Origin of the sequence: Kushneria sinocarnis (assembly GCF_003633775.1) — a bacterium.
In the GTDB taxonomy this organism is placed as follows: Bacteria; Pseudomonadota; Gammaproteobacteria; order Pseudomonadales; family Halomonadaceae; genus Kushneria; species Kushneria sinocarnis.
In genome coordinates this window covers 85584-109280 of record NZ_RBIN01000005.1, presented here as the reverse complement: position 1 = coordinate 109280, position 23697 = coordinate 85584, and the positions used below count along the sequence as shown (strand labels likewise).

Here is a 23697-nt window from a genome sequence, read left to right as displayed (position 1 = left end):
ACTACAGGTGAGCGTGTTACAACGACAGTGCCGAGAAGATGTTTATCGATCCCGAGCCGTCACGCTCATAACGGAGGACCATCATGTCAGAGAAAACACTTGCCCTGATCGAGGAAAATGACGTCAGGTGGGTTGATCTGCGCTTTACCGATACCAGGGGCAAGGAGCAGCACGTCACCATTCCTGCGCGCAGTGTCGATGAAGAGTTCTTCGAGACCGGTCAGATGTTCGATGGCTCCTCCATCGATGGCTGGAAGGGGATCAACGAGTCCGACATGATCCTGATGCCGGAAGATGGCACGTCCTATCTCGATCCGTTCACCGAGGATCCCACCCTGGTGCTGCGCTGCGACATCATCGAGCCGGCCACCATGCAGGGTTATGAGCGTGACCCGCGCTCCATCGCCAAGCGCGCCGAAGCCTACCTCAAGAACACCGGCCTGGGCGATACGGCCTTCTTCGGTCCGGAACCCGAGTTCTTCATCTTCGATGAGGTGCATTTCAAGACCGACCTGCGTGGTTCCTACTACCGGATCAGCTCCGAAGAGGGTGCCTGGGCGACCGACGAGAACTTCGAAGGCGGCAACATGGGCCACCGGCCGCGCGTCAAGGGCGGCTACTTCCCGGTGCCGCCGGTCGACTCCTTCCACGATATCCGCAGTGCCATGTGCACCACGCTGGAGTCCGTGGGGCAGGGCGTCGAGGTGCATCACCACGAGGTGGCCAACGCCGGGCAGAACGAGATCGGGGTCAAGTTCAACACCCTCGTGCAGAAGTGTGACGAGGTGCAGACCCTCAAGTACGTGATCCACAACGTGGCGCACGCCTACGGCAAGACCGCCACCTTCATGCCCAAGCCGATGAACGGTGACAACGGCTCCGGCATGCACGTGCACCAGTCCTTCTGGAAGGACGGCGAGAACATGTTCGCCGGTGACGGCTACGCCGGGCTCTCCGAGACCGCGCTGTACTACATCGGTGGCATCATCAAGCACGCTCGTGCCCTGAACGCCTTCACCAATCCCTCGACCAACTCCTACAAGCGCCTGGTGCCGGGCTTCGAGGCGCCGGTCATGCTGGCCTACAGCGCCCGCAACCGCAGTGCCTCGCTGCGTATTCCGTATACCTCGAGCCCCAAGGCCAAGCGTGTCGAGACCCGCTTCCCGGATCCGGCGGCCAACCCCTATCTCGCCTTTGCTGCCATGCTGATGGCGGGTATCGATGGTATCCGCAACAAGATCCATCCCGGCGATGCCATGGACAAGAACCTCTATGACCTGCCGCCGGAAGAGGGCAAGTCGGTGCCCACCGTGGCCAACAGCCTGGACCAGGCACTCGATGCCCTGAAGGAAGATCACGACTTCCTGACCGAGGGTGGCGTGTTCAGCGAGGACATGATCGAAGCCTACATCGAGCTCAAGATGGAAGAGGTCACGGCAGTGCGCATGGCGCCGACGCCGGTCGAGTTCGATCTCTACTACAGCGTCTGAGCTGTCGCATCCGGGGCCGCCTGTCAGCCGGCAGGCGCGCTCCGGTCGCAATGAAAGCGCCCCGCATCATGCGGGGCGTTTTCTTGCGTTGCCGATCGGTCGTGCGGCGGCGGATCAGTTGGTGTGCAGGTTGAACCAGAGCCAGAAGCCCTTCGGCGTCTTCGGCTGCCCCGTCTGACGATCGACGAAGTGCAGGGTCAGCCAGCGGGAGGAGCGGGAGTCGCTGTGATTCCAGGTCTCTCCCTTGTCATAGGTGACCCCGTCGAGCACGATGCCGCGGTCCTCGACCGTGACGTTGAGCATGGGGTTGTCGAAGCCATAGACGGCCGCCAGCGAGATTTCGCCCTCGGTGCCGCGGTCGATGTCGGTAAAGGCTTCCAGACCGCGGGAGCGGCCACCTTCACAGACATAGCACTGGGCGGGCACCCCGGTCAGGGCCACATGGTCCTGTTCCAGCTCGGAGCGGCCGATCAGGCCGGGCTGGGGGTGGTCAGCGCCATCGCGCACCAGCCGCAGCGATTCATGGCGCTTGTTGTCCCCGTCCACCAGCTTCAAGAACCGCAGCGAGCTCTTGAAGACGCCGCCACTGTTTTCCGGATAGTTGTCGAGCGTGACATGGCCGCCATCGCCGCCCGGGCCACCGGTGCGCAGGGCAATGTCCTGTGACCAGCCGCCTCCCCTGGAGCGTCCGGCGCAGATCATCAGTGGATCGGCGCCGATCCAGTCCGCGCGGCTGGAGGTGAGGCCATCCGGGGTCAGCTTGGTCGACTTGCCGACACTGCTGATGACACGCAGCAGCCCCTTGTTGGTGGAGACACCCCCCATGCCGCCACCGTTGCGGCCTTCCTCATCGAGGTTGAACAGGTTCAGCCAGCCATCGGCCACCTGGTTGGAGCTGGCCGTGTTGTTCATCATCTGCTGGGATTCGGTCACGCGCAGGCAGGGGTAGCCGTCAGGGTACTTGTCGCTGTCATGGCCGTTGTGCCCTTCCCACCAGTTGCCTTCGAAGTTGCAGACATAGATGTGCGAAGCCCTGATGGCATCACCATCCATCTGTTCGAAGATGTTCTGGCAGAAGTTGGACCCCCAGAGCTTGCCGGCAAAGATCAGGCCGTGATGGGTGCTGTTGAATTCGCACCCGATGACATGGACGGTCGTGTTGAGTGCGCCGCCCTTTGTCTGGCGAATGCCGTAACCTACCGAGGTGAAGTTGCAGAACTCGACCCGGAAGTTGACGAAGGCGTCTTCCTCGAACATGGCGGTGCCGAGCTGTTCGAAATAGCAGTTGCGCACCACGGCGTTATAGCTGAACAGATCGAAAACGCCGCCCTTGCCCAGGTTGCGGAACGTCAGGCCGTCCACTATCGGGCCCTGATTTTTGAACAGGTAATCGTTCTCGCCGGTCAGCTTGCCGGTGGTGAGGTGGCTGGATTTGGAAGTGGCCTGACCGTAACGGGATTTCCCCGGACCCTGCAGATTCTTCATTTTCAGATCGACGGTCGAGTCGATGCGGAAGATGCCATTCGGGACGATGACGGTCGAGATCGACGAGTCCTCGGCCATCTTGCGAAAGGCCTGGCTGGAATCGCTCTTGCCGCTCGCATCAGCGCCATAGTCGAGTACGGTCGTGTATTCGCTCATGAAAACCTCCGGGTACTGCGTGAATGAGGCTTTACCGTACGAAAGAGTGATGTGGCTTGTTTAGCGGCGCCCGATGTAAGTCAAAAGGCTTACACACGTTATAATTAAAAACCCCATTCCCAGGGGGCGGCGTGGCCGCATCCGGCCCGAACAGGGCAGGCGGACGCCGGCTTATCGGGCGATGCCCGCCGTGCGGGCTCGGCTACCCTGGTACGGTTTCCTCCTCCGGACCCGGCCATGACATCGTTGCAACAGCCCCCTGCAGTGGGGCGTACCCGCCTCGGAGCGCGCCTTGCGGGGCTTGCCGCCCTGCTGCTGGCCGCCACGGCCGCGGCCGATACGGCGTTCTACCGCCAGGTGGATGATCAGGGCCGGGTGTACTGGAGCGACCGCCCGCAGGGCGAGCGTCGCCTGCCGGCAGCGCCCCGGGTGCTGGCGCCGGCAGAAGGGGAGGTACGGGGTGCGGCACCTCCCGGCACGGTGTGGCGGGGCTGTACACGACTGTCCCTGACGCTGTCGTCGCCCGAGCGCTCGATCACGCCGCATGAAGCGGCCACCGGCATTGCCCTGCGGCTGCGCTGCCATCCGTCGCTGGCTGCAGGTGTTCGGGTGCAGCTGACGGTGGATGGTCGGCTGCATCAATCCCCCCTGCATGCCACCGCCTTTCTGGTTCGCGGCCTCGCCGCCGGTTCGCATCAGCTGCGGGCCGAGCTGGTGGATGGTGCAGGCCGGGTGCGTCAGCGCTCGGCGCGGCTGACACTGCACGTGGCTGCGGCCCCCTGACGCCTGCCCTCATGAGTGTCAGAGTGGCTGATGTCATGCACTGTAGTGGTGCAATATTGCGGTCAGAGTGGACCGGGCTGACCGGCTGCCGTCAGGCCATGGCCGCCATTGTCGGTTGTGGTGCAGGACCGGGATCCGGTTTGCACGAGACTGGCGCGCTTCTTGCACCAGCTCAGGCACTACCGGGGAGAGATCACGATGACGGAACACGGCATGCATCAGCGGCTGCTGGAACATCTCACCACAGCGGTCGTGCTGCTTGATGAACAACTGCGGGTGCGCTGGCTCAATCCGGCCGCCGAAGCGCTTTTGAGCGTCAGTCTGAGCCGGGCCGGTAATACCTTCCTGGAGTGTCTGGATGGTGAGGAGGGGCGCATCAGCACCATGCTGCGTCAGTCACTGCGCGACCAGCATCCCTTCACCCAGCGTGAGGCGCAGCTGTTCCTGAGCAGCGGGGAGAGCATCACCGTGGACTACACGGCCACCCCCCTGTCCGCCCGGGAGCTGCTGCTGGAGTTCGAATCGCGTGATCGGCTGATGCGGATCTCCCGTGAAGAGACGCTGATGGCCCGTCAGGAGATGGTCAAGGTGCTGACCCGCGGACTGGCGCACGAGGTCAAGAATCCGCTGGGGGGCATTCGGGGGGCCGCCCAGCTGCTCGAGCGCGATCTGCCCGATGACAGTCTGACCGAGTTCACCCGCATCATCGTGGAAGAGGCCGATCGCCTGCGCGATCTGGTCGATCGCATGCTGGGGCCCAACAAGCCGGTGCAGCACGGCCCGCTCAACATCCATGCCGTGCTCGAGCGGGTGCGGACCCTGCTCGACGCCGAAACCGGGCGGGTCGCCCTGCTGCGCGACTACGATCCCAGCCTGCCCGACATTACCGGCGACGAGTCCGCCCTGATCCAGGCCGTGCTCAATGTCGCCCGCAACGCGGTGCAGGCGCTGGCAGAGCATGAAACCGCCGAACCCGCGGTGACGTTGCGCACCCGCGCACGGCGTCAGTTCACGCTGGGGGCCGAGCGCCACCGGCTGGTCTGCGAGGTATCCATCATCGACAACGGTCCCGGAATCCCCGAAACGCTGCGGGAATCGCTGTTCTACCCGATGATCTCGGGCCGGGCCGAAGGCAGCGGGCTGGGGCTGTCGATCTCCCAGTCGATCCTGCATCAGCACCAGGGCCTGATCGAGTGCCACAGTCAGCCCGGTCATACCGAATTCCGCCTGTTGATTCCGCTGGACGTTTCCGGCGAACACAGCGCCAGGCACGAGCATGGAGGCCAAGCATGAGTGATATCGCCCGCGTCTACGTCGTCGATGACGATCGCGCCATCCGCTGGGTGCTCGAGCGTACGCTCGCCCAGCCCGATATCGAGGTGGAGTGCTTCGAGCGCGCCGATCAGGCCGAAATGGCCATGGAGCGGCAGCCGCCGGATGTGCTGCTGACCGATATCCGCATGCCGGGCATTGATGGGCTGGATCTGATGGCCCGGACCCGTGAGCGTCATCCTGACATGCCGGTCATCGTCATGACGGCGCACTCCGATCTCGACAGTGCCGTGGCGTCCTATCAGGGCGGGGCCTTCGAATACCTGCCCAAGCCCTTCGATGTGGACGACGCCCTGGCGCTGGTGCGCCGGGCGATCGCGCATGCCCAGGAGCGCAGGACGCCCTCGCGGGAGCCGGAGGGCATCGATACCGAAATCATCGGGGAAGCGCCGGCCATGCAGGAGGTCTTTCGTGCCATCGGCCGGCTGTCGCAGTCACATATCACGGTGATGATCAACGGCGAATCGGGCACCGGCAAGGAGCGGGTCGCCCAGGCGCTGCATCAGCACAGCCCCCGGGCCCGATCCCCCTTCATCGCCCTGAACATGGCGGCGATTCCGCGCGATCTGATGGAATCGGAGCTGTTCGGCCACGAGAAGGGTGCCTTTACCGGTGCGACTTCGCAGCGGCGCGGGCGTTTCGAACAGGCTGATGGCGGCACGCTCTTTCTCGACGAGATCGGTGACATGCCGGCCGAAACCCAGACCCGGCTGCTGCGGGTGCTGGCCGATGGCGAGTTCTACCGGGTGGGCGGTCACACCTCGGTGAAGGTCGATGTGCGGATTATTGCCGCCACCCACCAGAATCTCGAACAGCTGGTGAGCGAAGGGCGCTTTCGCGAGGATCTCTATCATCGCCTCAACGTGATCCGCATTCAACTGCCGCGGCTGGCCGAGCGGCGCGAGGACATCCCGCGGCTGGCGCATCACTTCCTGGCCGAGGCGGCCAAGGAGCTCTCCGCCGAGCCCAAGCTTCTGACCGAGGAGGCCGAAGCGCATCTGGCGCGCCTCTCCTGGCCCGGCAATGTGCGTCAGCTCGAAAACACCTGCCGCTGGCTGACGGTGATGGCCTCGGGGCGCGAGATTCTGGTCGATGACCTGCCGCCCGAGCTGCGCGAGGTCGGCAGCGCCGAGATGGCCGCCGGGGACTGGCGCGGCGCCTTTCGCGAATGGGCCGATCGCGCCCTGGCCGCGGGGCATACCCATCTGCTCGAGGAGGCCGTGCCGGATTTCGAGCGCATCCTGATCGAAACGGCGCTCAAGCACACCGGCGGGCGCAAGGGTGAGGCCGCCGAGCTGCTGGGCTGGGGGCGCAATACCCTGACCCGCAAGCTCAAGGTGCTGCTGCCGGCGCTGGCGGATGGCAGCGACTGACCGCCCGGAGCGCCGGCGGGAGAGGCCCGGGGCGTACCAGCGCCGGGTCGGTTCCGACGCCGGCATTGGTGCCACGCCCGGCAAACGTATAAAGTAATGCGCCATTGTACCCGGGTCGCATCGACCGTTTTCGGCGGTTTCAGGAGTTATCATGGCCACGCCTTCCCAGCACGATCTGCGCAAGGAATTCCGCGCTCTGCTCGACAATCGACAGTGCTACTACACGGCATCGACATTCGATCCCATGTCGGCCCGCATTGCCGCCGATCTCGGTTTCGAGATCGGCATTCTGGGCGGTTCGGTGGCCTCGCTGCAGGTACTGGCCGCCCCCGATTTTGCGCTGATCACGCTGAGCGAGTTCACCGAGCAGGCGACCCGGATCGGCCGGGTCGCGCGGCTGCCGATCATTGCCGATGCCGATCACGGCTACGGCAACGCCCTCAATGTGATGCGCACCGTCTCCGAACTGGAGCGTGCGGGGGTGGCGGCACTGACCATCGAGGATACCCTGCTGCCGGCCAGGTACGGTCACAAGTCCACCGATCTGATTCCGCTCGAGGAGGGGGTCGGCAAGATCCAGGCCGCGCTGGAAGCGCGCATCGATCCGGCCATGGCGATCTTTGCGCGCACCAATGCCGGCCAGCTCAGCGTCGAGGATACCATTACCCGCACGATGGCCTATCAGGAGGCCGGCGCCGACGGGATCTGCATGGTCGGCATCCGCAACTTCGATCACCTCGAGGAAGTGGCCCGCCACCTGAGCGTGCCGATCATGCTGGTGGCCTACGACAACCCCGAGCTGCGCGACCGGGCGCGGCTGGCCGAGGCCGGCGTGCGCGTGGTGGTCAACGGCCACGCGGCCTATTTCGCGGCGATCAAGGCGACCTATGACTGCCTGCGCGAGCAGCGCGGCATTGCCGAGGGCGAGCTCGATGCCTCCGAACTCTCCACCCGCTACTCGACCCTCGAGGAGAACCGCGAGTGGGCGCGGCGCTACATGGATGTGAGCGAGTAGTCCCGGCGGCACGCCGGTGACGGTGGATGACACGGCAACGGGATGAAGGCATGACAAGAATGCAGTGGCAGCAGCTGCTGGACCCTGCGCGGCTCAATGACAAGCCCTCCGGCAGCGAGCGCGAGATCGGTCGCAGTCCGTTTCACAAGGATTTCGACCGCATCGTGTTTGCCGGCTCGTTTCGGCGGCTGGGCCGCAAGACCCAGGTCCATCCGCTGACCGAGAATGATCATATCCATACCCGGCTGACACACTCGCTGGAAGTGGGCTGTGTCGGCCGCAGTCTGGGGATGATCGTCGGCGAGCAGCTCAGCGATCAGTTGCCGGCCTGGATCGCGCCGGCGGATCTGGGCGTCATCGTGCAGGCCGCCTGCCTGGGACATGACATCGGCAATCCGCCCTTCGGCCATGCCGGTGAGTACGCAATCCGCGACTGGTTCACCAGTGCCGTTCACAACGGCAGCGGTCTGCTCGATGATCTCGACGCGGTCGAGCGTGCCGACCTGCTGACCTACGAGGGCAACGCCCAGGGCTTTCGCACGGTCACCCAGATCGAATACAACCAGTTCCGGGGCGGCATGCGGCTGACCATGCCCACCCTGGGGGCGATGCTGAAGTATCCCTGGACGGTAGAGAGCGCGGGCATGACCGGCAAGTTCGGTGCCTACCAGTCCGAGAAGCACATGCTGGCCGAGGTCGCCGAGGGGCTGGGGCTGCTGCGGACCGGCGACTGGTCATGGTCTCGGCATCCGCTGGCCTGGCTGGTCGAGGCCGCCGACGATATCTGCTATGCGCTGCTGGATCTCGAGGACGGCCTGGAGATGGGCATCCTGCGCTATCAGGAGGTGGCCGACATCCTGATCCACATTGCCGGCGCGCCCCCCGAGGGCTACGAGCGGATGGAGCGCGAGGGCGTCTCCCAGCGCCGGCGGATTGCCGCCCTGCGCGGTGCGGCCATGGAGCGCGCGGTTACCGAAGTGGCCGGGGCCTTTGTCGAGCACGAGCAGGAGCTGCTGCACGGCCGGCTCGAGGATGACCTGCTTGATCTCTGCCATCCCGATCTCGGCTGGGGGGTCGGCGAGGCCAAGAAGACCGCCCGCGAACGCATCTTTCGCAACGCGCGCAAGGCCAAGATGGAGATCGGTGCCCATACCACCCTCGGGCTGCTGCTGGAGACCTTCATCGGTGCGGCGCACGAGCTGCACCACACCGGACTCTCGAGCTACAAGCACCAGCGCGTGCTGATGCTGATCGGCGAGAACACCCCGCTGGCCCAGTGGCCGCTCTATGACAGCTACCGCCGCATGCTCGACTTCATCGGCGGCATGACCGACCACTATGCGGTCGATCTCGCCCAGGAGATGGGCGGCCGGCTGCGCGGCGAGTAGTCACGTGCTCGACAGCGCGCCCGGGTAGCGCTCTTCGGCATCAGGTATGGCGCTCCAGCCAGCGCTGCATGGCGCCGCCCAGCTGACGACTGGCGTTGTCGATGCCCTGATTGCCGAACAGCCGGTTGAATTCGAGCAGGACCGGCTTCCCCCCGACCATCGCGATATCGAAGCCGGCATGGTCGATATCCAGGCGTTTCGCAATCTCCAGTGCCATGGCGATGGCGGCCTGCGGTATATCGTCGAAGACGATCTCGCCGCCCTGGGAGACATTGGCCCGGTAACCTCCCATCGGCGTGATGCGCCAGTAGGCCGTCAGTACCTCATCCCCCACGATGACGATGCGCAGGTCACGATCGATCGGCAGCCGCGGCTGTACGTAGAGGGTCTCGTGCGCGTCGGCAAAGCCTTGCAGCTCGGTGCGATCGGCGATCAGGTGCACGCCATGGCCCTGGGCGCTGCGGATCTCCTTGACGATCAGCGGGTAGTCGAAGGCCTGCTCGATCACCTCGATGCCGGCGCGAGTGGCGGGCTGGATCTCGGTGGGCGGCATGGCCTCGGGAAAGACCGCCCGGATGACGCGGGTCTGCTCGACCTTGTCATGGCCCAGATAGTAGGTGGCCGGCGAGGGAAAGATCCGCTTGTGCAGACCGAACAGCAGCGTATTGATCTGCCAGTAACCCGGAAACAGCAGCCAGTCGGCCGCCCGGATTTCATCGAGATGATCGTACATGCGTTCGGGCTTGATGTAGCGTACGCCGGCCATGCCGAGGGTGCGAAAGGCGTCAAACGTGATCAGTTTCATGGTGATGATCGTTTTCCGGACGAGTAGCGCGCGTTGTACCGCAGGAGATTCCACGATGGTGCCGTCGGCCATGATAGCCCGCTGCCGCGGCCTTGACCCGGGTCCGGCCGGCTGCCTTTTGCGGGCACAGCGGTAACCGGTATCGAGGCCGCTGTCCCGGCCGATCACGCCATGCAGCCCTGCACCATGGGCTGATAGACCTTGGCACAAGCGACCAAGGTACAGCTTGTGGCCCCTCCCTCCGGTTGTTACTGATAGATCTCCAGTGAATCAGCAAAAAACGGTATGCCACCGGAGGTCTGATGAAAGCTCTCTCCCTTGTGAGCATTGCGGCCGTGTCAGGTCTGGTTGCCATGCAGGTTCAGGCGGCGGAAATCACCATCTCCTGCGGTGCAGTGGGCGCCGAACTGCAGCTCTGCCAGGCCGGCGTGGCGCGCTGGGAGAAGCAGAGCGGCCACAGCGTCGAGGTGGTGTCGACGCCCAATTCGGCCACCGAGCGGCTGTCGCTCTATCAGCAGATCCTCAACGCCCGCTCCAGTGATATTGATGTCTTCCAGATCGATGTGGTGTGGCCCGGCATGCTGGCGCCGCATCTGGTCGATCTCCAGCAATATCTGCCGCAGGACGCGACCGATGACTTCTTCGAGGCCATCGTCGCCAACAACACCGTTGATGGCCGGCTGGTGGCGATGCCCTGGTTCACCGACGCCGGGGTGCTCTACTACCGCCAGGATCTGCTCGACGAGTACGGGCTTGAGGTACCGACCACCTGGCAGGCGCTGACCGCGGCGTCGCAGACCGTTCAGGCCGGCGAACGCGAAAAGGGCAATGGCGGCTTCTGGGGCTACGTGTTCCAGGGGCGGGCCTACGAGGGGCTGACCGTCAATGCGCTGGAGTGGATTGCCAGCTATCCCGAGGGCGGCACGATTGTCAACGATCAGGGCGATATCACCGTCAATAACCCGCAGGCGGTAGAGGCATTGTCCCGGGCCGCCGGCTGGATCGGCGATATCTCGCCGCAGGGGGTGCTCAACTACACCGAGGAGGAGGCGCGCGGCGTCTTCCAGTCGGGCAACGCGCTGTTCATGCGCAACTGGCCCTACGCCTGGGATCTGGTGCAGTCCGAGCAGAGCGATATTCGCGACCGGGTTGGCGTGGTGGCACTGCCTGCCGGTGGCAACGATGGCCAGAGCGCGGCGGTGCTGGGCGGCTGGAATCTGGCGGTATCGCGCTACAGTGAACATCCCGAGCTGGCCGCCGAGCTGGTCGCCTTTCTGACTTCGCCCGGGGAACAGAAGCGTCGCGCCATCGAGGGGGCCTACAACCCCACCCTGCCGGCACTCTATCAGGATGAGGAGGTGCTTGCCGCGGTGCCCTTCTTCGGCACCCTCTATGACACCTTCACCTCGGCGGTACCACGGCCCTCGGCGGTCACCGGCGACAAGTATCCGCGTGTCTCCAATGCCTTCTTCAACGCCGTTCACGAGGTGCTCTCCGGCAATACCGGGGCCGAGCAGGGGCTCGCAAATCTGCAAAGCGAGCTCGAACGCATCAAGCGGCGCCGCTGGTAAGCGCCTGAGGAGGGCACACCATGATCACCCGACAGCGGGCAGCGACGGCCGACGTCGCTGGCGACACCAGGGATGCGGCACCGCTCGAGCGTCAGGCCGATAGCCTGCACCGCGAGCGCGGTACCCGGGTGCGTCGTCGTCGGGTGCGCGCTGCCTGGCTGTTCCTTGCGCCCATGCTGGTGGTTCTGGCGGCGGTCGCCGGCTGGCCGCTTGTGCGCACCTTCTGGTTCAGCATGACCGATGCCAGCCTGGCGAGTCTTGAAGGGGCGCAGTTCATCGGTTTCGAGAACTACCTGGTCTTTGATAACGGCTGGTACGGCATCATGGCCGATCCGCTGTGGTGGCAGTCGGTGTGGAATACCCTCTACTTCACCGTGGTGTCGGTAGCGCTGGAGGCGATGCTGGGAGTGATCGTGGCGCTGGTGCTCAACGCCCGCTTCAGGGGGCGCACCCTGGTACGGGCGGCGGTGCTGATCCCCTGGGCCATTCCCACCGTGGTGTCGGCCAAGATCTGGGCGTGGATGCTCAACGACCAGTTCGGCATCATCAATCACGTGTTGCTGGGGCTGGGGCTGATCGATGCGCCGCTCTCCTGGACTGCCGATGCCAGCCTCTCCATGTGGGCGGTCATCATCGTCGACGTCTGGAAGGCGACCCCCTTCGTTGCGCTGCTGGTGCTGGCGGCGCTGCAGATGCTGCCGTCGGACTGCTATGAGGCAGCGAAGGTCGACGGCATCCATCCGGTCAGGGTGTTCTTTCGCGTCACCCTGCCGCTGATCATGCCGGCACTGCTGGTGGCGATCATCTTTCGCGCGCTGGATGCGCTGCGGGTGTTCGATGTCATCTACGTGCTGACCTCCAACGCTTCCTCAACCATGACCATGTCGATCTATGCCCGCCAGCAGCTGGTGGAGTTTCAGGACGTGGGCTATGGCAGCGCGGCCTCGACCCTGCTGTTTCTGATCATTGCGCTGATCACGGTGGTCTATCTCTACCTCGGCCGCCGCCAGCTGGGAGGTGGCTCATGACGCTGCGTACGCTGAAGGCCTTGATGCTCAGGCTCGGCTTCTGGCTGCTGGTCGCGGTGCTGATGGTCTATGCCATCTTCCCCTTCTACTACGCGGTGGTGACCTCACTGAAGCCGTCGAGCGAGCTCTTCGAGGTCAGTTACTGGGTCGACAGCCTCGATCTCGCCAACTATGCCACGGTGCTCTCCCAGCCCACCTTTCTGGCGGCCATCCGCAACTCGGTGATCGTCGCCGTAAGCGTGGTGATCATCGCCCTGCTGCTGGGACTGACCGCGGCCTGGGCGCTGGGGCGGGTGCGCTTTCGCGGTCGTACCACGGTGATGATGACCGTGCTGGGGGTGTCGATGTTCCCCCAGGTGGCGGTGCTCTCGGGGCTGTTCGAGGTGATCCGCACGCTTGATCTCTACAACTCGCCGGGCGGGCTGATCCTCAGCTACACCATTTTTACCCTGCCGTTCACGGTGTGGATCCTGACCACCTTCATGCGCCAGCTCCCCGACGAACTGGAGGAGGCGGCGATCGTCGATGGCGCCTCGCCCTGGGTCACGCTAACGAAGGTGTTCATGCCGCTCTTGTGGCCGGCAATGGCCACCACCGGGCTGCTGGCCTTCATTGCGGCGTGGAACGAGTTTCTGTTTGCCCTGACCTTCACCCTGACCGACTCCCAGCGCACGGTGCCGGTGGCGATTGCGCTGATCTCCGGGGGCAGCCAGTACGAGCTGCCGTGGGGGCCGATCATGGCAGCGTCGGTGATCGTCACCGTGCCGCTGGTGGTGCTGGTGGTGATCTTCCAGCGTCGCATTGTCTCCGGTCTGACCGCCGGCGCGGTCAAGGGCTGAACGCGGTTCGGCGACTTTCCGATTTCGTGCAGGAGGGCATATGGCTGGCGTAAGGCTTGAGCGGGTCAACAAGCGTTTTGGTGCCACCCGGGTGATCGAGGATGTCTCGATGGAGATCGGCGATGGCGAGTTCGTGGTCTTCGTCGGCCCTTCGGGTTGCGGCAAGTCGACACTGCTGCGGCTGATCGCGGGGCTCGAGTCGATCACCCACGGCGATCTGCTGATCGACGAGGCCCGGGTCAATAACCTGACGCCGCAGGAGCGCGGCATCGGCATGGTGTTTCAGTCCTATGCGCTCTATCCGCACATGAACGTTTATCAGAACATCGCTTTCGGTCTGAAGCTGGCGAAGGCGGACCGGCAGACGGTGGATGAGCGGGTACGCCAGACGGCACGGATCCTGCAGCTCGACACCCTGCTGGAGCGGCTGCCGAAGGCACTCTCCGGTGGTCAGCGCCAGCGTGTGGCAATCGGCCGGGCAATGGCGCGCGAGCCGAAGATCCTGCTCTTTGATGAGCCGCTCTCCAATCTCGACGCTGCCCTGCGGGTGCAGACGCGCAACGAGATCGCCGGGCTGCACAAGCGTCTCGGCTCGACCATGATCTACGTCACCCATGATCAGGTGGAGGCGATGACGCTGGCCGATCGCATCGTGGTGCTCAATGCCGGCCATGTCGAGCAGATCGGCACGCCGCGAGAGCTGTACGAGCGCCCCGCTTCCCGGTTCGTGGCCGGCTTCATCGGCTCACCGCGGATGAACTTCGTCAGCGTCGAGGCACGCGCCGGCAATGACGATGGCTGTCGTGTCGAGGTGCCCGGCGTGGGTGAGCGCGAGCTGCCGCAGCGGCTGCCGGAAAATGCAGTCGGCGAGCGGCTGGAGCTGGGCGTGCGCCCTGAGCATCTGCGCCCGACGGCGGCGCCGGAGGGCGAGGGGATCGGGATCGTCAACGTCGAGTATCTCGGCAGCGAGGCCTATCTCTATCTGGAGATGGCCGACGGCGAGCTGCTGGTGTGCCGCACCGAGGCGCCCAGCCGCTTCGAGCGCGGCGAGCGGGTCACCCTCGACTTCGATGCCGACAGGGTGCATCTGTTCGATCGCGACGGCCACGCCCTGCCTCTGGCACACCATACCGGCGCTGCGCGCCATACCGAGCAGGAGCCTTCCTGATGATTACCCGCATCCTCGGACAGCCACCACGGCTTCTCGGTATCGGCATGACGGCTGTACTGCTGCTGGGCGGTGCTGCCCGGAGCGCAGGCGGGCAGGAGATTGCCATTGCCTGCGGCGGTGGCGGCGACAGTGACTACTGTCCGCAGGCAGCGCAGGCGTGGGCGGAAAAGACCGGCCACAGTGTCAGCGTCGTCTCCACCCCCAACGGTACCACCGAGAAGCTGGCGCTGTTTCAGCAGCTGCTCAACAGCCACTCCAGCGATGTCGACGTGATGATGATCGATATCGCCTGGCCGGGACTGCTGGCGCCGCATCTGGTCGATCTCGGCGAGGCGCTGCCCGGCGTCGAGCGCGACGCCTTCTTCAGCGCCTTGATCGAGGCCAACACCGTTGATGGCCGGCTGGTGGCGCTGCCGTGGTATACCGATGCCGGGCTGCTCTACTATCGCACCGATCTGCTGGACAAATACGACCGTCCGGTGCCCGGAACATGGGCGGAAATGGCCGACACTGCTGCCCTGATCCAGCAGGGCGAGCGCGAGGCCGGGCATGACGAGCTGTGGGGCCATGTCTTTCAGGGGCGTGCCTACGAGGGGCTGACCTGCAACGCGCTGGAGTGGATCGCCGGCTACGGCGGCGGGCGCATCGTCGAGCAGGACGGCACCATCACGGTGGATAACCCGCAGGCCGCACAGGCGCTGGCCGAGGTGTCGGGCTGGATCGGCACCATCGCGCCGCGCGGCGTACTCAACTATACCGAAGAGGAGGCGCGCGGTGTCTTTCAGAGCGGTAATGCGGTCTTCATGCGCAACTGGCCCTATGTCTGGTCGCTCGCCCAGGCCGACGGTAGCCGGGTGCAGGGCAGGATCGGTATGGCGCCGCTGCCCCACGGCCCTGACGGCGAGTCGACCAGCACCCTGGGCGGCTGGAACTTCGCGGTATCGCGCTATAGCGATCACCCCGGGCTGGCGGCCGAGCTGGTGCAATACCTGACCAGTGCCGAGGTGCAGCGCCGTCATGCCCTGAGCAACGGCATGAATCCGACCCGCCCCGCGCTCTACGATGAGCCGCAGGTGGTGGCGGCCAATCCCACCATGGATGTGCTGCGTCCGGTATTGGCCAACGCCATCCCGCGGCCATCGGCGGTAACGGGCAGTCACTATGCGCGGGTCTCCAACGAGATCTTCAATACAGCGCACTCGGTGCTCTCCGGCGGGACGCAGCCCGGGCCGGCGGTCGAGTCGCTGGCGCAGCGGCTGGAGCATCTGCACCGGCGTCATTGGTGATCATCGTTCGCGAGCTTTCGCATTCACGTTCATTCGATTACGGGAACAATCATGACTCAGCAGCCGTGGTGGCGCAGTGCGGTCATCTATCAGATCTATCCGCGCAGTTTCATGGATGGCAACGGTGACGGCGTGGGAGACCTGCCGGGGATCGTGGAGCGCCTTCCCTATCTGGCGCAACTGGGTGTAGATGCCATCTGGCTGTCGCCGTTCTATCGTTCGCCGCAGGCGGATGCCGGTTACGATGTGGCCGACTATCATGATGTCGACCCACTGTTCGGCACTCTGGCCGACTTCGATGCCATGCTGAAGCAGGCGCATCTGCTGGATCTGCGGGTGATCGTCGATCTGGTGCCCAACCATACCTCGGATGAGCATGCCTGGTTCAGGGCGGCGCTGGCGTCACCCGAAGGCAGCCCCGAGCGTGCCCGCTACATCTTTCGCGAGGGGCAGGGCGCGCATGGCGAGCTGCCGCCCAACAACTGGCAGAGCGTGTTCGGCGGCCCGGCATGGACGCGCGTGCCCGGCGAGCGGCAATGGTATCTGCATCTCTTTGACAGCAAGCAGCCCGATCTCGACTGGCGCAATCCCGAAGTGCGCGATGCGTTCGACGATATCCTGCGTTTCTGGCTCGATCGTGGCGTGGATGGTTTCCGGGTCGATGTCGCCCATGGACTGATCAAGCAGCCCGAGCTGCCCGACTGGGACGGCAGCCAGGCGATGGTGGAAGGCGGCAGCATGGGGCCGATGTGGGATCAGGACGAGGTACACGAGATTTATCGCCGCTGGCATCGGATACTCGAGGAGTATACCGGTCATCGCATGATGGTAGCGGAAGCCTGGGTGAGGCCGCAGGCGCGGCTGGCGCACTATATTCGCGCCGACGAGATGCAGCAGGCGTTCAATTTCGATTACCTGCTGGCGCGCTGGGATGCCGGTGAGCTGCGCGAGGTCATCGACGACTCGCTGGCCCAGACGCAGGCCGTGGGTGCGCCGACCACCTGGGTGATGTCCAATCATGACGGGGTGCGGCATGCCTCGCGGCTGGGACTGTCACAGCCCGGCGCCCGGCCGCACGGCATCGACAGTCATGGCGAACAGCCCGATGAGGCACTGGGGCTGCGCCGCGCCCGGGCGGCCATCATGCTGACGCTGGCCCTGCCCGGTTCGGCCTACCTCTACCAGGGAGAGGAGCTGGGGCTGCCGGATCACACCACCATGGCGGCGGAGTATCGTCAGGACCCGACCTATCACCGTACCGCCGGTCGCGAGATCGGCCGTGATGGCTGCCGGGTGCCGCTGCCCTGGCAGGCGCAGGCGCCCGCCTACGGGTTCGGCAGTGATGGTATGCCCTGGCTGCCGCAGCCGGAGAGTTTCCGGCGCTACGCGGTCGATCAGCAGGAGGACGATGGTGATTCCACCCTGGCCCTCTATCGCCAGCTGCTGGCGCTGCGGCGTGAGCATGAGCTGGGCGAGGGCTCGCTGGAGTGGCTCGAGGCCCCCGGCCCGGAAGTGCTGGTGCTGCGCAACGGCGCCCTGACCGCCGTCATCAATCTCGGTCATGACCCCGTGGCCCTGCCGTCATCGGCCGGCAACGTACAGGCCTGCAGCCTGCCCGGAGCGCTGCCGAACACGGAACTGCCCGGCAACGCGGCCGTCTGGCTGGTCGGCTGACCCCACCGAGGCCGGGGTGGCGGCGGCATCATCCGCGCCGCTGCCATCCCGGGGCGGGCGCTCAGGGCGTGCTCGTTCTGAGCTGTTTCGCCAGCCACGCCCGGGTGCCGGTCTGGCCGGCGCTTTCGGCACGATCGGCCAGCTGCATCGCCAGCTCGATATCCCCTGCCTTGAGGGCGGCGCGAATCATGCGGCGATAATCCAGCTCGGACTGCTGAGTCCGAGTCGCCTCGCGCTGTCGTGACGAGGAGGCGGCCGTGGCCTGCTGCGCGGAAACCGCTGCTGCAGGGGCCGTAGAGGTCGTATTGCGCGCGCTCTGCGATGCATTGAGCGGCGTGGGGGACTGGCGACCCATCAGTGGCGCCAGCAGATTACCGTTTTCCGAAATCGGCGAGATCTCGAGGGTCACCCGGCCGGTTGCAGCATGGTCGGCCACCGGGTCGGGCAGGGCGGGTTCGGCCAGACCGCGTACCCGGGCGTAGGTCTTCTCCGGATTCTCGTAGCTGGTGCTCCCGGCGCGATCGCTGTCGCTGGTATAGAGCACGATATAGGCGGCATCGGGGCCCGGCATCACGCTGACGGCGCCGCCCAGGCGGGCATCCCGGAAACCGTTGGGGCCCTGGTAGGTGAGCTGATCGCTGCCCAGCCGGCGTACCGGCTGGAAGTTGTCATCCAGCAGCAGCAGGGTGGGGGCCACGACCTGTTCCTGCTCGATCGGGCTGCTGATCTGCAGCACGACCGGCTGCTGGCTGTCGGGCAGGGCGAAGGCGTGGAAGAAGCTCTTGCCATCACTGAAGTGGTGGGCCGGGGTGTTGGCATCGAAGGTCAGGGTCAGGCTCTGCCGGTTCTGCAGGGACTGATAGGGCAGGCTGGCCAGGCTGTCACAGCAGTCGGCCGCCCGGCTCAACGCCTGCTGGCCGGTTGCCACCGAGGGCGTCGAGGTCGTGGGCGAAGACATGGCGGCACAGCCGCTCAGCGTGATCAGCAGACCGCTGGTGAGCAGTGCAAGAGGCGCTCGTTTCATGAAGCTTTATCCCGCGCTATGGAAAGGGCCCCGAAGCGCGCTCCGGGGCCGAAGAGATGAACAGTAAACCCTGACGGACGAGGCGTCCGCGATCAGTCGCCGAACCAGACCTCGATCTGGGCGCCGAAGGTCACGCCATCACCGTCGTCGAAGTCGACGTTGGAGGGGCCATTGCCCACTGCGATGTTCTCCGAGCCGCGATCGTAATCGGTATCGCCCGGGGCGCCATCGACGTTATAGGCGTTGCCGCTCCAGTCGGCATAGGTGGCGAACAGGCGGATGGTGGGGCGCACCAGCGCACCGCGGCCGGCGGACCACTGCTGGGCTAGCGTGACCTTGGTGACGTGGTTGTTGCCGCCATTGCTGGCAGCGCTTTGCGGCTTGATGTAGTCGTAACCGAGCTCGAGTGCGGTGCTCATGATGTCGGTCCAGTAATACACCGGGCGGACACCGGCGGAGTACCACTCACGCCCGGTGTTGTCATTGAAGTTCTTGTCTTCGTAGATGACGGCATAGAGCATGTCGAGCTGATTGGGTACCAGCCAGATGTGGCCATGATCCAGCACGCGCCACATGTGGCCATCCCGGCTCTCCAGGTTGCTGACCCGGCCGACGCTGTTGTTCGGGGTCAGGATGCCATCGGTGCCGTACTGGAGGGCCAGCTTGTTGTAACCGCCGAACCAGTTGGCCTGGGTGTGCTGGATGGTGCCCAGCCAGCCCTTGTCGGCGTCATCCGGATCAATGTCCTGGCTTTCGAGCAGATCCTCCTGCCAGTCGCTCAGGTTGGCCTCGCCGTAGTCCACCCCGAGCTCCAGGGAGCCGCCCGGGTTGACCGGGATTTCGCTCCAGCGCACATCCACGGTATCGCCGGAGAGGCGTTCACCGGCATCGGGGAAACGGTCATCGGTGCTACCGCTGGCGCGGGTCCAGGCCAGGCTCAGCTTGCCGGTACCGACATCGATGTCCTCGATCCCCACGCCGGGCCCGGAGACATCCCAGTAGTAGAAGTCGTTCATGTGGATGTCGTGACGGCGGTAGAAGCGCTTGCCCGCCCACAGCGTGGCGCCGGGCAGACCGTCGATGACATTCTTGCCGGTCACGAACATCTCCCGGAGGGCGATGTTGTTGCCATCATCCTGGAGCGATTCATCATCGTTGCTCTGGGAGGTGACGTAGGCGACCCGGCTTCTGAAATCGAAGGTGGTATCCTGCTGCTGATAGACCTGCGCCCCCAGGCCGATTTCGGCGTAGGTTTCACACTCGTTGCCGAGACGATACTTGGCGGGTGCACCGGCGGCCTGGAAGCAGGTCTGCGCACCGCCGCCGGCGGTCGAGCCGATGCCCGAGCGGGCATAACCGAAGAAGTAGGGATTGATGGCGGCATGAGCGAGTGCCGGCGCCATGCAGGTGGCACCCAGCAGCCCCAGCAGCAGTGGCCGATGGAAGGTGTGGCGGTTTCTGATTTTCATTGGTGTTTCCCTTGTTTTTTAAAGGTTGTTGTCGATCCGCAATACCCGGAATTCGATGAAGGTCCTGACGACAGGAACGGCATTATCGGTTGTTCTTTTGTCCTGATGTTTTGTACTGATGGTTTATATTGATGCTGGCGGGATCATCAACCCGCTCGAAACACTTTTCCGGTTCGCAAGCCTGAAGGAAAACCGGTTTGCGCAAGGCATTGTTGTTCTTCAGGGAGACAGCACAATGCCGGCCTCGGTGCATGAGTCACCGCGGCGGGCCGGTCTGAAAGGCCAAAAAGGGTGTATCGCTTCTCTGCGTTACCGGCATCTTGTCAACCTCGACGGCAGGACAGGTCAGCAGGTTGGTAAGCCGGTTTTCAGGAGCCCTTTCAGCACCTGCCGCCATGCATGAGATGTTATCGATTGTGCGCATTGCGGCTCGGGTATGGTTACACGGTGTCCCCATTGCGCTGGCTCCATTGGTATCGTTATGAAATCCTGCCATCCCCTTGTGCGGCCATCTTTCTCGAATATGAGATATTTGTCACTTTGACAATGGTATATAGGGACCAAAGTCGAACTGGCGCTACACGAGAGCGATTTTTCCTTTCAAAACAGCTATTAATTACAGAGATTCCGGTTTGATGAATCGTCTGTCTTGTGCCGGTTCGGTCATGTTGTTCCGATGAAAATAAATACGGGCATGACGGCAACAACGGATTGAAAGGAGAGGGCGGCTATGGCCATGACAGGCAGAATGCTCAAACGGGTCGGCATCGGATTGCTTGCGCTGGGTATGATGGGCGAGGCCATGGCCCGGTCACTGTCGCCCACGCGCCTGACCGATTTCGAGCACTACACCCTGGCCCTGAGCTGGCATCCCGGCTTCTGTCATGTCGAAGGCCGGGGCAGAGCCGAATGTGCCACGGATACGCCCGATGGCCTGCTGGTACTGCATGGGCTCTGGCCCTCGCTGCCGCAGCAGTTGCGCCAGCAGGGCGTAGCGCAGAGCGAATGGTGGCAGGCGGGCTGTTATCACTTCAGTGGCGAACCCCGGGGCGGCTTCTGCCGGCTGACGCCGCTGACGCTGGAAGACAGGCTGCAGGGCCGGCTCGAACAGGCCATGCCGGGAACACGCAGCTGCCTCGAGCGGCATGAATATACCAAGCATGCCGCCTGTTTCGGCCTTTCGGCCCAGGACTATTTCTCGACCGCGCTGCAGCTGTATCGACGGATCAATGCCAGCGACTGGAGTGACTTCATGCGTCTGCGGGCGGGTACGATGGTCGCGCGCGAGACACTGCTGGCACGCTTTCGCGAGGAGTTTCGAACCGACAGCACTCGTGCGCTGAGGCTGGATTGCGAACGCCGCGAGGGGGTGGCCTGGCTGACCGGCATTGCCATCGGCATCCAGCGCCGGGCGCTCGACGCTTTCCCGCAACCGCGCTCGCTGGCGCCCCTCGAGCCCGGCAGCTGTCCGAGCCGCTTCCTGATTGCGGCACCGTCCTGAAGCCCGCGGCAGCGGCCGGCGGATTCAGGTCTGGGGCAGCCGGCGCAGCAGGCGGTCGATGCGTCGATACTGCTCGATCGGGATGATCTCGGCGTCGGCCCCGGCGATCAATTGCGACAGCCCGGCTTCATTGACAATACTGATCCCCCGGTTCCTGTCGCTGTCGTTGATCTGCCAGCCCGGAAGTACCAGTACCGCCTGCACCGGTATGGCCTCGTCTGCGTCGCGGTTGACCCGGGCCTCCAGCCAGCGGGCGGCCCGACGGGCCTCGCGCAGGGGGCGACGCTCCTCGTTGTGGGGAAACAGCAGGCGCTCCTCCTGTACCCGGACCGGACTCTCCGCAGTGGTCCAGGGAGGGCGCTGCCGGCCCTTGGTGGTGATGACGAAGAGGGCCTGACGGGTCAGTACCACATGGCCGATACTGAAACCGTCACCGGGAACGTCATGCAGCAGATCGATGTCACGATGGCCTTCCAGCGATGCCTGATGACAGACCTCATCCAGCGTATGGTGGACTTCCAGGGCACAGGAGAGGCTCAGGCGCAGATGGCTGATATGGTAGTGCAGGCGCATCAGCAGGCCGCAGGCGATCATCACCGCCAGCGTGCACAGCAGGCCGTAGAAACTCCATTCGATCCAGTCCTGGCGCGGTGCAAACAGCATTCGCCCCATGCCGTAGACAAGCGGCAGCATGACCATGATGGGCCCCAGACCGCCCACCAGAAACAGTCGGGTCTGGGCGGTATCGAGACGATCGCGCAGATGCTGACCGGGTTCGCGCAGCGGGCGTTGCGTCACGGGCGATACCAGTCGCCGGCTGAACAGGCGACGCAGTGCGATGACCACGAGTGCGGTCGCGCAGGGTGGGGCAAGAAAGATCAGGGGCAGCAGGTATTCCAGCCAGGCCATGGGCAGGTTCCACGGAAGAGAGAGCCGACGAGGGGTCATGGTAACGGCAGTGGTCCGCGGGGACCACGTCCGATCGGTGAAGAGCGGGTAACGAAGAGAGGTCAGCCAGCGTCATGAAACACCAGCCAGTCAGACCGGATGCCGGCGATGAGGACGCCGCGAGCCGCGATCGCACCCTGGCAGTGCTGGCCGAGCAGGTGCAGGGGCGGCGGCTGTGTGTATTGACCGGCGCCGGTATCAGCACCGCCAGCGGCATCCCCGACTATCGCGACGAGAGCGGGGCCTGGAAGCGCCCGCAGCCGATGAGCCATCAGAGCTACATGAGCAGCGAGTGGGCGCGTCGCCGCTACTGGGCGCGCAGCCTGGTGGGCTATCGGCTGCTTGCCGGGGCGCAGCCGGGGGCGGCCCATCGCGAGCTGGCGGAACTCGAGCGGCGCGGCCACATCGAGGGCGTGATTACCCAGAACGTTGATCGGCTGCATCAGAAGGCCGGCAGCCGCCGGGTGATCGATCTTCATGGGCGTGCCGATCTGGTGCGCTGCATGCAGTGCAATCTGCTCATAAAGCGCGATGCCCTGCATGAGCATCTCGGCGCGCTCAACCCCGACTGGGTGAACATGGAAGCCGAGGTGGCTCCCGACGGGGATGCCTATCTCGAGGAGGTGGATTTCTCACGCTTTCGGCTGGCGGCCTGTCCGCGCTGTGAAAGCGGCATTCTCAAGCCGGATGTGGTGTTCTTCGGCGATAACGTGTCCCATCCGCGCCTCGGCCGGGCAATGGGCATGCTCGAGCGGGCCGATGCCCTGCTGGTGATCGGCTCCTCGCTGATGGTGTTCTCGGGCTATCGCTTTGCCCGCCATGCCGCGAGACTCGCCATGCCCATCTTCTGTTTCAATCGCGGTCGCACCCGGGCCGATGCGCTTTTCACCCTCAAGCATGACCGGATCGACGAGGGGCTTGCCACCCTGCTGACGGTCATGCGTCCGGGCGGTTGACCGGCACCATCGGAATATCCAGCGGCTGCCCGGGGTCGTGCTCCGTCGACAGGGGCACGGTGTCGCCGTTGAGATAGCGCACCCGAGTGTTGACCCGGATGGTGGCATCCAGCGTGTAGCGGTGGTCAGTGCGCAGGGCAGCGGCGTCGTAACGAAGCTGGTAGTCGATCGGAAAGGGCCCGGGGTGGTGCAGCTCGGTGGTTGCCAGGGTGGTGTCATCGCCGCCGTGCTCGATCAGGCGTACCTCGATCGTGGCGTCGGCTGGCAGGGAGGTGGTCGTCTCGCTGGTCAGCTGCCCCGATAGCGTCTCCAGCTGCGGCTCGCCGGCGAACAGGCTGCAGCCGCCCAGTAGGCCGGAAATACACGCAAGCGCCAGCAGTGGCGCGGACTTCCGTGCTCTCAT

Annotated in this window: 21 protein-coding genes; 15 read left to right on the top strand and 6 right to left on the bottom strand. The window is 64.6% G+C overall.

Annotation, left to right across the window (positions count from 1 at the left end; genetic code table 11):
- Positions 1–83: 83 nt before the first annotated feature.
- Positions 84–1490, top strand: a complete 1407-nt coding sequence (gene glnA / locus C7446_RS09210) for a glutamate--ammonia ligase (RefSeq protein ID WP_121172819.1) — start codon at positions 84–86, stop codon at positions 1488–1490.
- Positions 1491–1604: 114 nt separating this feature from the next.
- Here glnA and C7446_RS09205 read toward each other — a convergent pair whose 3' ends face one another.
- Entirely contained in the window at positions 1605–3131 is a 1527-nt protein-coding gene (locus tag C7446_RS09205; protein WP_121172818.1) for a hypothetical protein, read from the bottom strand.
- A gap of 237 nt (positions 3132–3368) precedes the next feature.
- Here C7446_RS09205 and C7446_RS09200 point away from each other — a divergent pair, with 237 nt between their 5' ends.
- The 5 genes from C7446_RS09200 (at position 3369) to C7446_RS09180 (ending at position 9022) form a co-directional block, all read left to right on the top strand.
- Complete coding sequence (locus C7446_RS09200; protein WP_121172817.1) at positions 3369–3914, top strand: DUF4124 domain-containing protein; 546 nt, start codon at positions 3369–3371, stop codon at positions 3912–3914.
- Between the two features lie 213 nt (positions 3915–4127).
- The gene (glnL, locus tag C7446_RS09195) at positions 4128–5207 is read left to right on the top strand and encodes a nitrogen regulation protein NR(II) (protein ID WP_121173032.1); all 1080 of its coding nucleotides are present in this window, start codon (positions 4128–4130) and stop codon (positions 5205–5207) included.
- Positions 5204–6619, top strand: a complete 1416-nt coding sequence (gene ntrC / locus C7446_RS09190) for a nitrogen regulation protein NR(I) (protein WP_121172816.1) — start codon at positions 5204–5206, stop codon at positions 6617–6619. The genes glnL and ntrC overlap by 4 nt, the downstream gene beginning before the upstream one ends.
- Positions 6620–6770: 151 nt before the next feature.
- A complete protein-coding gene (locus C7446_RS09185; RefSeq protein WP_121172815.1) occupies positions 6771–7634 on the top strand; it encodes an isocitrate lyase/PEP mutase family protein in 864 nt (287 codons plus the stop codon).
- Between the two features lie 50 nt (positions 7635–7684).
- Entirely contained in the window at positions 7685–9022 is a 1338-nt protein-coding gene (locus C7446_RS09180; RefSeq protein ID WP_121172814.1) for a deoxyguanosinetriphosphate triphosphohydrolase, read from the top strand.
- A gap of 40 nt (positions 9023–9062) precedes the next feature.
- On the opposite strand, the gene C7446_RS09175 is transcribed toward C7446_RS09180, so the two are convergent.
- A complete protein-coding gene (locus C7446_RS09175; protein ID WP_121172813.1) occupies positions 9063–9827 on the bottom strand; it encodes an ATP-grasp domain-containing protein in 765 nt (254 codons plus the stop codon).
- A gap of 302 nt (positions 9828–10129) precedes the next feature.
- Between C7446_RS09175 and C7446_RS09170 the strand changes: the two genes are divergently transcribed.
- From C7446_RS09170 to C7446_RS09145, 6 genes are read left to right on the top strand one after another with little or no spacing between them, the layout of a single operon-like run.
- Positions 10130–11398: an ABC transporter substrate-binding protein gene (locus C7446_RS09170; RefSeq protein WP_121172812.1), complete on the top strand. Its 1269-nt coding sequence runs from the start codon at positions 10130–10132 to the stop codon at positions 11396–11398.
- Positions 11399–11418: 20 nt separating this feature from the next.
- The gene (locus C7446_RS09165; RefSeq protein WP_121172811.1) at positions 11419–12426 is read left to right on the top strand and encodes a carbohydrate ABC transporter permease; all 1008 of its coding nucleotides are present in this window, start codon (positions 11419–11421) and stop codon (positions 12424–12426) included.
- Entirely contained in the window at positions 12423–13265 is an 843-nt protein-coding gene (locus tag C7446_RS09160) for a carbohydrate ABC transporter permease (RefSeq protein WP_121172810.1), read from the top strand. Before C7446_RS09165 ends, C7446_RS09160 begins: the two co-directional genes overlap by 4 nt.
- A gap of 40 nt (positions 13266–13305) precedes the next feature.
- The gene (locus C7446_RS09155) at positions 13306–14433 is read left to right on the top strand and encodes an ABC transporter ATP-binding protein (protein ID WP_121172809.1); all 1128 of its coding nucleotides are present in this window, start codon (positions 13306–13308) and stop codon (positions 14431–14433) included.
- Entirely contained in the window at positions 14433–15722 is a 1290-nt protein-coding gene (locus C7446_RS09150; RefSeq protein WP_245977785.1) for an ABC transporter substrate-binding protein, read from the top strand. The genes C7446_RS09155 and C7446_RS09150 overlap by 1 nt, the downstream gene beginning before the upstream one ends.
- Before the next feature lie 51 nt (positions 15723–15773).
- Complete coding sequence (locus C7446_RS09145) at positions 15774–17396, top strand: glycoside hydrolase family 13 protein (RefSeq protein ID WP_121172808.1); 1623 nt, start codon at positions 15774–15776, stop codon at positions 17394–17396.
- A 61-nt stretch (positions 17397–17457) separates the two neighbouring features.
- Here C7446_RS09145 and C7446_RS09140 read toward each other — a convergent pair whose 3' ends face one another.
- Both C7446_RS09140 and C7446_RS09135 read right to left on the bottom strand, forming a co-directional pair.
- Entirely contained in the window at positions 17458–18420 is a 963-nt protein-coding gene (locus C7446_RS09140; RefSeq protein ID WP_121172807.1) for a MalM family protein, read from the bottom strand.
- A gap of 92 nt (positions 18421–18512) precedes the next feature.
- Positions 18513–19889: a maltoporin gene (locus tag C7446_RS09135; RefSeq protein WP_121172806.1), complete on the bottom strand. Its 1377-nt coding sequence runs from the start codon at positions 19887–19889 to the stop codon at positions 18513–18515.
- A 118-nt stretch (positions 19890–20007) separates the two neighbouring features.
- Here C7446_RS09135 and C7446_RS16300 point away from each other — a divergent pair, with 118 nt between their 5' ends.
- Both C7446_RS16300 and C7446_RS09130 read left to right on the top strand, forming a co-directional pair.
- Entirely contained in the window at positions 20008–20292 is a 285-nt protein-coding gene (locus C7446_RS16300) for a hypothetical protein (protein WP_147408744.1), read from the top strand.
- 333 nt (positions 20293–20625) lie between these two features.
- Positions 20626–21390, top strand: a complete 765-nt coding sequence (locus tag C7446_RS09130; RefSeq protein WP_170150042.1) for a ribonuclease T2 family protein — start codon at positions 20626–20628, stop codon at positions 21388–21390.
- A 24-nt stretch (positions 21391–21414) separates the two neighbouring features.
- Here the strand turns inward: C7446_RS09130 and C7446_RS09125 are convergent, their stop codons facing one another.
- The gene (locus tag C7446_RS09125) at positions 21415–22299 is read right to left on the bottom strand and encodes a nuclease-related domain-containing protein (RefSeq protein ID WP_170150041.1); all 885 of its coding nucleotides are present in this window, start codon (positions 22297–22299) and stop codon (positions 21415–21417) included.
- A gap of 113 nt (positions 22300–22412) precedes the next feature.
- On the opposite strand from C7446_RS09125, the gene C7446_RS09120 reads away from it, so the two are divergent.
- Positions 22413–23294, top strand: coding sequence for an NAD-dependent protein deacetylase (locus C7446_RS09120; protein WP_121172803.1), 882 nt, complete (start codon positions 22413–22415; stop codon positions 23292–23294).
- Here C7446_RS09120 and C7446_RS09115 read toward each other — a convergent pair.
- Positions 23275–23697, bottom strand: a complete 423-nt coding sequence (locus tag C7446_RS09115) for a YbaY family lipoprotein (RefSeq protein ID WP_121172802.1) — start codon at positions 23695–23697, stop codon at positions 23275–23277. The genes C7446_RS09120 and C7446_RS09115 overlap by 20 nt on opposite strands.